The sequence below is a fragment of the Psychrobacter sp. CX16 genome (assembly GCF_057396245.1).
Genome location: NZ_JBXYJF010000017.1, coordinates 1 through 14430 on the forward strand (window position 1 = coordinate 1; position 14430 = coordinate 14430).

The window sequence follows — 14430 nt, forward strand, 5'->3', positions numbered from 1 at the left end:
GCATCTGCTGCAGCTTGTGCATCTACTGCTGCTTGCTCTGCTGCTGTTTGTGCATCAGATTTAGCACCATAAGTACCTTGGGCGCCGTTACCTTCGTAGACACCACCTAGATATTGTGCGTCACCACCGTAGAATCCGCCTTCGGTTGCATAGCCCGCGTTATCATCGGCACTGCCTGAAAATTGATTACCATCAATACCTGCGGTTAAACCAATGTTACCTGCTTGGTTAAAGCTTAAGGTGCCGTCTAGTTTCTTAGCCACAAAGTCTGCGGTAAATACTGATGATCCAAATTCAATGTCATTACCAATTCCCATCTTGCGATACGTCGCATCACCTGTATATCCAGCTGTACCTTCTGTTGGTACGTTCTCAGCGACTGTGGCGTTACCTATTACGGCTGCTCCGTTTACGGGTAGTGCACTGTCTCCTAGTGCTGCTGAACCATCAATATGACCAATACGCATGTCATCTTGATAGTCTTTGTAGATTGAACTATAGGTTAATGGTAAGTCTGCTTTGATTGGACTGGTTATCGATATCAGAGCTTCACCATCATACTGCTTAAAGCCATTACTCATCTCAGCGTCATTGTCTGATGAGGTGGTAATCTCTACTGCGGGTAGTAGGTTGTCTGATGCCACATCTGATCTTGCTTGAACACTGGTGTCATCCGCTGCAAAGTCACGTGTTGTCGTGTTGAAGGCCCCAAGTGGCCCAGCGTTAACGTTTAAGGTCTGTACGCCAGATTTATCAGCTTCAGGTGCATTCTTAATTTCAGCAGCTGCAGCTGCATCAGTTGCTGCATTGATAATATCCTGAGCCTGTTGTGCTTTAGCATCTGCTGCTGCAATAGCCTCTTGAGCAGCTGCTTCAGCTGTTTGTAAAGCTTGTAGAGCTTCTTCAGCTTGCTTAGCTTTTTCTTCAGCTGCTGCTTGAAGCGCTTCTGAGTTGCCGCTACCTGAGTTAAGCGACTCTTCTAATTCCTGTTTAGCTTTTTCTGCTTCAGCCTTCGCCTGTTCTGCTTGAGCTTTTGCTTCCTCTAATTCAGTTTTAAGTTTCTGCGCCTCTTGTTTTGCCGCTTCAGCTTCAGCCTGTGCTTGTTCTTTGGCCTCTCTCTCAGCTTCAGCCTCTGCTTTGGCTTTTTCTAAATCTTCATTTGTTGAATCATCAGGTGGGGTGGGGTTGTCTGATTCATCATTATTGTCTCCAACGTTTTCATCATTCGTATCACCATTAGAATTATCTCCGGTATCACTATCGGCCATAGGTGTAGGGGCTGAATAATAAGACGTAGAGCTGCCGTCAGATCCGCAAGATGCGAGAATTACTGAAGTTAAAAGAACAACACTGGCTTTAAGGGGGGTATTTAATTTTTTCGCTGTAACATCTGCTAAGATCGAATGACTGATAGGTGACATTCTACTTCCTCCATGAAAGTTTTAAGATAATCCATTATGTGTGATACATACTTAATTAGCTTATGGAATAAAACTAAATAGATATATGTACGTATATTTAAATATGCTACAAAAACACAATAACTTCAAGTAAAATATTAATCTAAATTTACTTTACTTTTATAAGTTAGCTTGTTTGACACTATTATTAATATCTTATCTATAAAAGCGCACAAGAAAAAAGCGTCCCAGTTGGGACGCTTTTCTACTATAGTTCAAATAATCGTTAGGCTTTTGAATTACTGTTTTTCAGCACCGAACGTACCTTGGAACTTGGTACCGGTACCTGGAGTCGTCCCTTTACCGCCTTCAACTGATGCATCTTGGTAGATACCACCTAAGAACTGAGCATCTTCACCATAGAAGCCGCCGGCAGTGTCGATACCATTCACATTTCCAGCAAATGTATTACCATCAATGGTCGCTTCAATGCCAATCTTATTACCTTCAGGCATATACTTGAAGTCACCGTCAAAGGCAAGTTCACCTTTCACTGAGTTATTCACGAAGTCAACATCGAAGTTTGAAGTACCATTAACTGGTGCAAACGTTCCGGTATCACCTAAGTGAATGTTCTCGATGTAAGTGGCTTGACCTGTGTAGCTCGCTTTACCATCGTTAACTTCTTTTAAGTACTCGATGTCTGCTTGAGCCGTTAAATGACCTTGTACATACACGTTAGCAACACGTGAAACATCACCAACAATACCTGAATTAATAACACCATACACATGGCCAGTTTGCATTTGAGTATCAAAGCTTGCATACGTAGCCTTGTAATTAAGGTCAGGGTTAAAGCCACCTAAACCTGCATCAACTTTAACCGTTCCTTCTCCAGCTTTTAAGTTAACTGCGATTGGGTCTTTAACACTGGCTGGCTGAACCATATCACCACGGACAACACCTTTATCAAACGCAGTGAAATTATCACCTTGACCATTATCTACTGGTACTTCTGCGCCATCTTTTGTGGTTGTCTCAGTAAAGTCTGAAGCATCATCACGGATAGCTACATAGCCGATAGCATCTTCAAATTTCTTAAATCCAGATGAATTGGCTTCAAGACTACTAAATGCACTCGACTGGAAGCCAGTCATTTCAGTATCAGGCTCAGCATCATCTGCTGCAGCTTTTAATGCTGTTAATTCGTCAGCAGCAGCCTGGTCAGCAGCATCTTGTTCAGCCTGGTCAGCAGCATCTTGTTCAGCCTGGTCAGCAGCGTCTTGTTCAGCCTGGTCAGCAGCGTCTTGTTCAGCCTGGTCAGCAGCGTCTTGTTCAGCCTGGTCAGCAGCGTCTTGTTCAGCTTGATCGGCAGCGTCTTGTTCAGCCTGGTCAGCAGCATCTTGTTCAGCCTGGTCAGCAGCATCTTGTTCAGCCTGGTCAGCAGCGTCTTGTTCAGCCTGGTCAGCAGCATCTTGTTCAGCAGCGACCACACCTCCATAGGTGCCCTGTGCGCCATTACCTTCGTATACACCACCCAGATATTCAGCATCACTGCCATAGAAGCCACCTTCGGTTGCATAACCGCCGTTAGCATCTGCAGCGCCTGAGAATTTATTACCATCGATATCGGCTGTTAATGCAATATCACCAGCATTGGCAAAGTTTAGGTCACCTTTTACATTCTTAGAGACAAAGTCTGCAGTGAATACTGAGCTACCAAATTCAATGGCATTGCCAAGTCCCATTTTACGATGTGTGGCATCACCGCTGTATTGTACGGTGCCATCTGTCGGTATATTCTCAGCTTCGGTCGCATTACCTATTACGGCTGCTCCATTTACGGGTAGGGCGTTCCCTCCTAGATCTGCTGAACCATCAATGTGACCAATACGCATGTCATCTTCATAGTCTTTGTATACTGAACTATAAGTTAGTGGTAGGTCTGCTTTGATTGGACTGGTTATCGATATCAGAGCTTCACCATCATACTGCTTGAAGCCATTACTCACCTCAGCGTCATTGTCTGATGAGATAATAATATCTACTGCCGGTAATAGATCGTTTGATGCAGTGTCAGATCTTGCTTGAACACTGGTATCATCAGCTACAAAGTCGCGAGTTGTTGTATTAAAGACTCCAAGAGGTCCTGCAATAATGTTTAATGTCTGTACGCCAGATCTATCTGCATCTGGAATATTGTCTCCACCAGTATCACCTCCAGTGTCTCCACCAGTATCACCTCCAGTGTCTCCATCAGTATCACCTCCAGTGTCTCCATCAGTATCTGAATCTACATCAGTATCTGAATCTACATCAGTATCTGTATCTGTATCTGTATCTACATCATTATCAGCATCATTATCTGTATCAGCCATTGGCGTAGGCGCGCTATAATAGTCTGTAGAGCTATCATCTAATGCACAAGAAGCTAGAATAACAGACGTTAGAAGAACAACGCTGGCTTTAAGAGAGGTATTTAATTTCTTTGATGTAACAATAGAAGGGGTAGGTGCTAAGTTGCCGTTAAATGACATTATATTTCCTCCATGAAATATTTAATTAATCCATTAATAAACGTTACTACATAGAAAATTTAATCAATGTAGTTGAATAGATACTCACAAATTCCTTATACATTGTCAATACATATTATTTATATAATCTAACACTCTCCCTGATTAATGAGGTCAGAGAGCTATATGGACTATAGGTTTATCTGCTGATATTATATTACTCAAATAATTATAGAACTTACCTTTTGAATAAGAACAGAAAAGGGCAAACCACGATTCGTGATTTGCCCTTCTTGATATATATTGAGACTTAAACGTGCTTAACTCTTATTTGTCTTGATAAGAAAGTTTTACGCCGAGTACAAAGCCGTCGTTGTCATCAAAATCACTAACGATTGTACCGTTAGGGATACGGCCTTTGGCATCACCAAACCATAGATACTTACCACCGGCTGAGATAGCCCAGTTTTCGTCAAGATTGTATTTAGCACCTGCGCCAACACTGTAGTAACCTTCGATAGGACCTAAAGAAGTGGTTGGATCGCCTGCACCACTATCCCAACCAATCGTTCCTGAAACGGCTAGGTTTGGTTGTAGGCGCTTAGCTAAGCCCAGTTCAACTTGCCACTGATCATCATCATAATCAACCAAGTTTAGACCGTTTGGATTTTCTGGATATGCCAGTTTTGTGGCAGCATTATACAAAGGAGGTGTAATTGCAAAATCACCCCAAGGTACCCAGCGCACTTTAGCAGTAGCTAGTGTGGTTGGGTTAATACCAGTTTGGAAATCAAAGTTAACTGATTCTGGTGTGGTGATTTCCATTTTATTTGATTGGCTTGGTGAGACGCCGCGCAGTGCTGCTAAAGGTAAATATTCACCTGCGATCAAATCATGGTCAATCTCTGAGCGGTACGTTAACGAAGCTTTTAAGGCAATCTCAGGCTTACTGTATTGCAAACCAGCAATCCAACCATAGTCGGTGTCAGGGTTAACATTTAAATCATAGCCTGTTGCTGTATCATACGCATTACCACGAAGCTTAACTTTTGCTTTTAGACGCTGAGCAACTGGACCACCATATACTTGGAAGTTGTTATTTTGGCCAAACTTCATGCCTAATAAACCTGTCAAGCTTTCAGAGCGTACTTCTACTTCTGTTGGATCAGTATTTGCAAGTGATTGATCTAGCACCCCTTCTAGACCTTTCAGACGTTGATACTGAGCTTCACCTGCGGCTAATTGCTGCTCGGTTTGCGCTATAGTGCCTTGCAACTCCTGATAGGTATTGATTTCTTTGTCACCTAGCTGTGTGGCTACCATTTGATCAATTTGTGCCTGTGGAGCCCCTGCACTAATTGCTTGACTTAACTGTGACTCAAAACCTTGTAATCCAGCTAGCTGCTGACGACCTGCTTGAATCTGTGCTTCAGTGTCTGTGACAAAGCCTTTAAAACCTTGAACGTCAGTAATACCTTTATCACCTAATTGTGAGGCAATAATTTTATCTGCTACTTTATCTGGTGCACCCACAAAGTCATTATTGCCATGGTAATCAGCAGCTGCGCCCCAAGGCTCATCATATAAGACACCAATACTAAATCTGTCACCAATATCTGTTTTTACACCATAGCGAAAGAAGTCATAATCTTCAGCAATATCTTTTATCTTATTGCCTTTGCTACCGTCAGCATTCAGGTCATGACCAGTAACATCAGCATCAATGTAAGTATAGACCGCTTCTGCATACGTGCCGTCTTGGAAGAATGCAGTGGTATCTTGGCCTGAGCGATCAAGACCGGCAGCAGAGGCAATACTTGCTACTGAAAAAGCAGCGATAGCAGTAACAAGAGGTTTGATATTAAAAGATGAGCGCATTAATTTCTCCAAAAGTCCATTTACAGGATTCACACAGGGGTTGACGATTTGAATCATCACAAAAGATAGGATGAACTAAAATACAGTTGATTACTGACTAGCAATTAACTGTTCAATTTAAGGTAATACTAGCCAACTCTGTAATTAATTGCAACACTTTGATATGATTATAATTATTTTGTAAAGTTATGGTTGGCTATTAATTCTTAATGTTACTTTATAAGCGGTGTAGCTAACTTATACAAATTATCCGACCCAACCTACGCTTTCATGAGAATCTTGAATATTAACATTACTTTAATATGTTTTTATTACTAAATACATACTTAAGAAAGTTTATTTAAAATAAAAGGTCTTAACCATCTGTCCTACTTATCTTCTCTCGCTTGTCTTACATATAATAGGTAAATAAGACCATCATCTTTAATGTGTTTAAAATTAACATACAAACACTGAATATTAGTAATGAGGCGGGATTTCTGCGGCGGCATCAAAGGGAGCAATCCCAGAGTCACTTTGTCTATTTAACTGCATATACATCAGCTGTAATTGACGCTGCATATCTTGTAGCTGTTTGTCTTGTCTGGTAATGACAGCATTTAAGCTATCGACGGTCAACTCTAGATAAGCAACGGTAGACTGCAGATCAGCAATCTGCTTTTGTAGCTCAGTGTGAACGTCATTGTCAGGGTTTGTGGCAGGCTGTGACATAAAATCAACTTTCTGTTAAATCATAAAGATAGGACGTATTTATCAACATCACAGTGGTGAAATAAACTCACGTCATGAATGATGATGTGCGTGATATACTGTGTTTAATTTTAGCATGTAGCACACGGTGATAATACAGTTATGGCACTTATTAATTTAAAAAACATTCACTTAGCATTTGGCGTTGCGCCGGTACTTGATGGCGTTGACCTAAGTATTGAAGCCGGCGAGCGCGTTTGTTTAATTGGCCGTAATGGCGAGGGTAAATCCACTTTATTTAAGCTCATTGATGGCCGCATTACGCCTGATAGCGGCGAAGTGGTGATTAATAGCAGCGTGAAAGTAGCGATGCTTGAGCAGGATGTACCAGAGAGCAGCGGCCGCATCTTAGATATCGTGATGGGCGGCGATAAAAAAACGGCTGATCTTTTAATCGCATATAACCAAAAAGCAGATGCCTGCGCCACAGGTGATATGGATGCCTGTGAAGCCATGTCAGATTTGCAGCATGACATTGATGCCGCGCATGGTTGGGATTTAGAACGTGAAGCCCGCCAACTATTAACCACCATGGGTCTAGACCCCGAAGACGACTTGTCTGCCCTATCGGGTGGTCGTAAGCGCCGCGTACTATTAGCGCGCTCACTGGTTACTAAGCCAGATATCTTATTACTCGATGAGCCCACTAACCACTTGGATGTGGCCAGTATTGAGTGGCTTGAGCAGTTCTTAAAAGATTGGCAGGGTCTGACCTTGTTGTTCGTAACGCATGATAGAGCCTTTGTGGATAAGCTTGCGACGCGTATCATCGAGCTTGATCGTGGTAAGTTATCAAGTTACGACGTGACTCAAGGTGCTGGCGGTTACGCCCGTTATCAAGAGCTTAAAGAGCAGCAATTGCTTGCCGAAGAGAAAAATAATGCCAACTTCGATAAGAAATTAGCGCAAGAAGAAGTGTGGATTCGCCAAGGTATTAAAGCACGTCGTACCCGTAATGAGGGCCGTGTACGTGAATTAGAGCAATTACGTGAAGAGCGTAAAAAGCGCCGTGAGCAAGTGGGCAACGTCAATATCACCATGACCAGTGGCGATAAAAGCGGCAAGTTAGTTTGTAAAGTTAAAGACCTGCATCTTGAATATGACGGCAATGTACTGGTTGATAACTTTAGCACCACGATTGTGCGCGGCGATAAAATCGGTATTGTGGGTCCGAACGGTGCCGGTAAGACGACACTAATTAAAGCCATATTAGATCAATCTGATGATGACGTAATTCAGAGCGGCACCGTAACTTTGGGCACCAACTTACAGATTGCCTTCTTTGACCAGTTGCGTGATCAGCTAGATTTAGAAGCCAGTGTGGTTCAAAACGTAGCTGAAGGGTCTGACTTTGTTGAAGTTGGCGGCCGTAAAACGCATATCATGAGCTATTTACAAGACTTCTTATTTGCGCCAGAACGTGCACGTACACCGGTTAAAGCTTTATCAGGCGGCGAGCGTAACCGCGTATTATTAGCAAAGCAGCTGTTAAAACCTGCTAACATTTTAGTACTTGATGAGCCAACCAACGATTTAGATATGGCAACCCTTGAGCTATTAGAAGAATCGGTCTCAAGCTTTAACGGCACCATCCTACTGATTAGCCATGACCGTGCCTTTATGGACAACGTGGTTACCTCAACTTGGGTATTTGACCAAGACGATGAAGGTAAAGGTATCGTTAAAGAATATGTGGGCGGTTACCAAGATTACTTAGTACAAAAGCAGCGTGAAGACGGTCACATGAGTAAGGCTGATAAAGCTGCTGCCAAGACCAAAAAAGAAAATGCTAAAAAGGCAGCTGCGGCTAATACAGATGACAAAGAGCCAACAGCTCCGAAACGTAAGCTTAGCTATAATGAGCAACGTGAACTCGACGCCTTGCCAGAACAAATGGCCGCGTTAGAAACAGAGCAAGCAAAGCTACAAGCGAAACTGGCCGATGGTTCATGGTTTACCACTGACCTAGAGGCTGCCACTGCTGCAAGTGAAAGACTGGCAGAGATTGACGAGCAATTGATGCAAAAACTTGAACGCTGGGATGAGTTAGACAGCTAATATATAGCGTGTACCGATTCGTTATTATTTGACTGACTAAAAGCTGCCTGACCCAATGGAGTCAGGCAGCTTTTTTATTCTCCATCACATTCATAATAAAAATAACCGTCATATCATAAAGGGAGGATGTCTGATGACAGACCCTAATTTTAATAATTCCAATAAGCCTAATAAAAACAACCCACCCAGTCGCTCTTTGGATAATAACGCCTCAATCAAGCCATCTACTGAAGCAACGGTGCAGTTTTATACGCCTGATGCCACCAAACCAACGGTTAAGAATGAGCCGATAACTGATTTGGATGCCATACAGTCTTATTCAAAGCAAAATCCAAAACCTGTGCCTATCCCCAAAGGTATGCCCAGTATTAGCGACAATCATAAACAACGTCAGAAGCCTGAGAAGCGTCCCTTTAAGGCATCCTTTATAGCACCAAAATATTGGGGTATCTGGCTGTTGTTATTGTTGATGCTACCACTTATTTATCTGCCGCTACGTTATCAGTTCTGGTTTGGTCGTCAACTTGGCATATTAACCTATCATTTAGCCAAAGACTGGAGACAAACTGCCCTTTCTAACCTAGAACTGGCCTATCCAGAAAAAATGGCAGAAGAGCGTGAGCGTCTGGCCAAGCAGGTCTTTGTCAATCAAGGAATCGGTCTGTTTGAAACTCTGTGCGCTTGGTTTCGCCCCGATATCTTCACCCGTACTCTGTCCATCTCTGGGCTACAACACTTGATGACGGCTCACAAAGCAGACCAACCGATTTTGCTGTTGGGTGCGCACTATACGACGGTTGATTTGGGTATGCGCCTATTTACTCAATTTTATCCGATAGACTATGTGTCTCAGCCACAGAGCAACGAGCTGCTTGATTGGCTTACCTATAACGGCCGTCGTCACATCGTGGACAATCATCTGGCAGCAGCGGATACCTCTGTTATCGAGCAACGACTTAAACAGGGTAATATTGTTTATTACTCGGCAGATCAAAGCGATACGGTAGTGAATAATAATGTTATGGCGCCCTTTTATGGTGTACCTGCTAAGACAACGACGCTACCACATCAATTAGCTTACTTTAAAGAGCCTTTAAACCCGCCAGCGGTGATGACGTTTCATATTTATCGTCAAACTGCCGACAAGTTATCGCGAGGCAGACGTCCGCACTATCATCTAACCATCACGCCAACTTTAGACAGTTATCCTACAGCTAACGTGCGTGCCGATGCGACCCGTATTAATGAGACCTTAGAGAGTAGTATTCGCATTGATCCAACTCAATATCAGTGGTTCCGTCATATTTATGACACTCCTCATAAGAGTCTTAAATAGAGCCTGATTGACAATAAAAGCAATCACAAAAGTAGCCATAAAAAACGCCAGACAACTAAGTTATCTGGCGTTTTTTATGGCTGTAAATAATCTGATATTAAGTATTTAAACGTTTAATACCAAACAGACTGTCTTAGACCTATAGAAAATTAAATAATTACTGCATTATTGACTACATCATCAACTGTCGAGTTTAAGATTGTCAGATAATCAGTCGTATTTAAGGTGATTAGTACGTCCGTAGTCGATTGAACGACATTACTGATTAATGATGTCATATCACTGAACAGCTCTGATGAGAACTCTAAGATATCTTTATAACCAGCATCGTTATTAAAGTCTAAAATCACATCCGATCCTGATGTTTTATCTATAACAAACACATCATTACCAATGCCGCCACTTAGGCTGTCATTACCTGCGCCGCCATTTAAGACATCGTTACCCTCTGCACCGAACAAACGGTCGTTACCGCCAAGAGATATAATAACGTCGTCACCGCCGCCTGCGTGTAAGGTATCATCTGATGAGGTACCGGTTACGTTATCGTTACCTTCACGAGCGAAAACAGTTTGACCGATGAGCACGTCATCTCCTTCACTGCCTTCTTTATGGTCTAAAAATGCTTTATCCCCATTATCAAACCACTTCATTAGAAAACGGTTGTCTTGTAAACCAGTGTCTGTGATTTCGTAATTATTGGTATGGCTGGCTATTTCACCATCGAAGCTAACTGATTCAACATTGTCTGCTTCTACTAAGTTAATGCCATCTTTATCGACAAAGAACAAGGTGTCATCTTGCATCTGATACACATCCCACTCTTTACCACGTCCTTCGATACGTACTTCATCGATACCGGAGCCTCCATCAATATGATCAACACCAATACCAGCTTTTATAAGGTCATTACCTCGTCCACCATCTATATAATCATAGTTAGTGCCGCCCGCTATTTTATCACCATACTGAGTGCCTATTAAAAAGGCTGAGGTGCCAAAGTGGCTTGAACTGGTAGGGGCAGCGTCATCTTCGACCCATACCATCCCGCGATTAATAGCACTGAGATCGGAGACGATCACGGTGCTGTCTTGTTTGGTATCTTCGTAAAATGAAGAATCAATTACTCGAGAAATAGCATCTGTTGTAATACCATTAATATGCGCATACCATCCTGTTGGGATATTTAAAAATGTAAATGGACTGATATCCCATATTGGAGAAGCATAGACATCGTTATAGAGTACAAAGTTATCAGTCGTACTGCTAAATTCTTTGTCTGGATTACCAAAACCGAAGTCCATCGCTTGAATGGCGCTTAAGAAGTCTGGCTCATTACCCGTAATGCGATGTGTTACATCATTTTCATAACCGACGTTTAATACCACATCACCATTGTCATAAATTGTGGGTACGGCATGAGAAATAAAGTCTGATTCAGTAAAAAAACCATCTACCAGATTTTCTCTTTCAGCCGCCAGCACATTAGTAACGGACGCTCCTAAACTATAGCCACTAAATACCACGTCAGTAGCTTCAAGCCCATTATCAAGGGCAAAATCACGTACCATTTCAAGAATAGGCTCATAGAGCTCCACCCCTTCGCGACTATTTAAATTTAAATAATCAAGCACATCAGTGATGGCATTGGTACCAGCCACATTAAAGTTGATGCGAACCAGGTCGCCTGCCTCATCATACTGCCCAAAAATTTTAGCTTGAGGTCCTGGCAATGCAGTACCACTATATAGACTTGGAATAGTAAAGTAACCAGCATGATCTACTAGGTCTCCACTAACGCCAAAATCAGTTGACGTAAGCTCCATCCATCCATCGGGTATGCCTACATTGGTATCATTGGCAAATAAATCACCCGTAATGCTACCGAGTAAATTAAGGGCATCTACGCCTGGTATAAAATTGAAAAAGTTATGCGAATTGGTATATGCAGCCAGTTTACTGGTATCTTCTACCAATTGTGAAGCGTCATCACTTGAATAGTTTTTGTAATCGAACATGCCCATAAACGTGTATCCTTACATAGTGTGGGGAGTGGGGAGTGGAAAAATTTGATATATTTTAGGAAGGAAAAATAGCTTGCATGAGATAGCGCTTTGTCCCTAAATGCGCTATCGAATGAAAGTATTATTCAAAAATTTTAAATAATCAACTTAAAAATATAATTAAGACTATATTAAAAATAACATCAAACTATTTGGAATGAGTTTAGAGTATGATAGAAACCTATTTTGATTAAACTAGTTGGATGCTATAAATGAGGGTCAATATAAATAAGCTAAAGTACTACTCTAGTAGGTTTAGTGAGTATTAAGTTGTAACTCTTTAACTTGCTACGATAATAGTGATAGCTCATAAGTTAGAGTAAATACAATTTCATCAAATAAATTAAAAAACCTCAAACACTTAAGTGCTTAAGGTTATTATTTAGTAGATATGACGAGCGCTTTATATTTACAACACTCTTTTAAATAACAACGGCACAGCTTACCACGTCATCAACCGAACAATTTTCAACTGTTATCGTATTATGAGTGCCATAGGCGACTAAAACATTGTCTCCATCTTGGCTAATATTATTACTCAATGTAGCAACATCAGTAAACAAGTCAGATGAAAACTGAAGGATATCTTGATAGCCACTGTCGTTATTGAAATCTTTGATCACATCATTACCTGATAGACTATTGACAATGAAGGTGTCATTACCTACGCCACCGATTAAGATGTCATTACCTGCACCGCCGTCTATAATGTCATCGCCTTCAGCACCATAGACACGATCATTACCACCCATGGCTAAAATCACATCGTCACCCCGACCAGCATGTAGAGTGTCCGCTATATCAGTACCAGTAATTGTATCATCACCTTCACGAGCAAAAACAGTTTGACCAACGATTACGTCATCTCCTTCACTACCTTCTTTATGGTCTAAAAACTCTTTATCACCATTGTCTAGTCGCTTCATGATTATACGATTGTCTGTTAAACCTGAGTTTGTAATCTCATAATTATTATAATGACTGGTAAACTCGCCATCAAAGCTTACCGATTCAACATTGTCTGCCTCAACAAGGTTGATACCATCTTTATCGATAAAGAATAGGGTATCATCTTCCATCTTATAGACATCCCACTCTTTTCCGCGCCCTTCAATACGCACTTCGTCGATACCTGTACCACCATCAATATGATCAACCCCAATACCCGCCTTTATGGTGTCATTTCCTTGACCAGCATCGATATAGTCATAGTTGGTTCCGCCAGCAATTTTATCACCATATTTGGTCCCAAATAAAAATGCTGAAGTTCCAAAATGGCTAGATGAATGAGAAGCGTCATCCTCAACCCATACCCAACTACGTTTTAGAGAGGTCAAACAAGACACAATAACCGTACTGTCTTGCTGAGTATCTTCATAAAATGGGGAATCGACAATAAGGGAGACTGCATCTGTGGTAACGCCGTTAATGTGAGCCGCCCATGAAATTGGAAAGCTTAAAAATGAGAATGGCGTGATGTCCCAAATTGGAGAGGCATACACATCATTAAAAATGACTAGATTATCTACTGAGCTACTAAATTCTTTATCTGGATTGACTAAGAGGAAGTCTGTGGCTTTTAAAGCAGATAAAAGATCTGGTTCATTGCCAGTAAAACGGTGAACCACATCATTCTCGTAGCCTACATTTAGTACAACATCACTATTGTCATAGATTGTTGGTACGGCAAAGCCTAAGAAATCAGCGTCGTTATAAAAGCCATCTGCTAAATTTTCACGCTCTGCCGCTATTACATTGGTCACTGCCGCGCCTAGGCTATAACCGCTTATGACAACATCAGAGCCTTCAAGACCATTGTCTAGCGCATAACCTTTTACCATTTTTAAAATAGGGTCATACAGCTCAAAACCTTCACGGCTATTGATGTTTCCGTAATCGGCAATATCATTTGATGAGTTGGTGCCTGCCAAATTAAAGTTAATACGAACTAAATCCCCATCATTATTATATTGACCAAATATTTTAGCCTCAGGGCCTGGCTCAGAAGTTCCCGTATAGAAGCTTGGAATGGTGAAATATCCAGCGTCATTAAATAGATCGTCACTAACCCCAAAATCAATAGGCTTTAGTTCTGTCCAGCCATCAGGTATTCTAATATTGATGTCATTGGCAAATAAATCTCCAGAGATTTCACCCCATTTATTGAAAGCCTCTGCTCCAGCTATTGTGTTAGCTCTGGTAAATGTACCTGTGTAGGCAGATAATAAACTAATATCTTCTACCAATGATGCAGCCGCATTGCCAGAATAATTCTTATAATCGAACATACCCATACTCTATGTATCCTTACATTAAGAGTTGTATAGTAACAAGACGAGCTGGTTAACATCTTCTTAAAAAAACCAAAACGTCTAGAATGAAATAAAATGGCTATAGATAGCCTGTCATAGGATGAAATAGACGAATGA

At 41.5% G+C, this 14430-nt stretch carries 8 protein-coding genes; 2 read left to right on the top strand and 6 right to left on the bottom strand.

Annotated elements, in window-relative coordinates; translation table 11 throughout:
- From AC2SLM_RS07720 to AC2SLM_RS07735, 4 genes are all read right to left on the bottom strand, one after another.
- Positions 1–1421: transferrin-binding protein-like solute binding protein (locus AC2SLM_RS07720; RefSeq protein WP_486553011.1), on the bottom strand; the 1421-nt coding region annotated here is incomplete at its 3' end.
- Positions 1422–1699: 278 nt separating this feature from the next.
- On the bottom strand, positions 1700–3937 hold the full coding sequence (locus tag AC2SLM_RS07725) for a transferrin-binding protein-like solute binding protein (protein ID WP_486553013.1): 2238 nt from the start codon (positions 3935–3937) through the stop codon (positions 1700–1702).
- Between the two features lie 306 nt (positions 3938–4243).
- Positions 4244–5794, bottom strand: a complete 1551-nt coding sequence (locus AC2SLM_RS07730; RefSeq protein ID WP_486543438.1) for an OmpP1/FadL family transporter — start codon at positions 5792–5794, stop codon at positions 4244–4246.
- A gap of 459 nt (positions 5795–6253) precedes the next feature.
- The gene (locus AC2SLM_RS07735) at positions 6254–6505 is read right to left on the bottom strand and encodes a SlyX family protein (RefSeq protein ID WP_486553014.1); all 252 of its coding nucleotides are present in this window, start codon (positions 6503–6505) and stop codon (positions 6254–6256) included.
- A gap of 141 nt (positions 6506–6646) precedes the next feature.
- Here AC2SLM_RS07735 and AC2SLM_RS07740 point away from each other — a divergent pair, with 141 nt between their 5' ends.
- Together AC2SLM_RS07740 and AC2SLM_RS07745 are read left to right on the top strand one after the other, a co-directional pair.
- Complete coding sequence (locus AC2SLM_RS07740; RefSeq protein ID WP_486543436.1) at positions 6647–8602, top strand: ATP-binding cassette domain-containing protein; 1956 nt, start codon at positions 6647–6649, stop codon at positions 8600–8602.
- Positions 8603–8735: 133 nt separating this feature from the next.
- The gene (locus tag AC2SLM_RS07745) at positions 8736–9938 is read left to right on the top strand and encodes a lysophospholipid acyltransferase family protein (protein WP_486553016.1); all 1203 of its coding nucleotides are present in this window, start codon (positions 8736–8738) and stop codon (positions 9936–9938) included.
- A 149-nt stretch (positions 9939–10087) separates the two neighbouring features.
- On the opposite strand, the gene AC2SLM_RS07750 is transcribed toward AC2SLM_RS07745, so the two are convergent.
- Positions 10088–11962: a calcium-binding protein gene (locus tag AC2SLM_RS07750; RefSeq protein WP_486553017.1), complete on the bottom strand. Its 1875-nt coding sequence runs from the start codon at positions 11960–11962 to the stop codon at positions 10088–10090.
- A 461-nt stretch (positions 11963–12423) separates the two neighbouring features.
- Positions 12424–14295 carry a calcium-binding protein gene (locus AC2SLM_RS07755; protein WP_486553018.1) on the bottom strand — a complete coding sequence of 624 codons (1872 nt, stop codon included), beginning with the start codon at positions 14293–14295 and terminating at the stop codon, positions 12424–12426.
- Between the last annotated feature and the right edge of the window lie 135 nt (positions 14296–14430).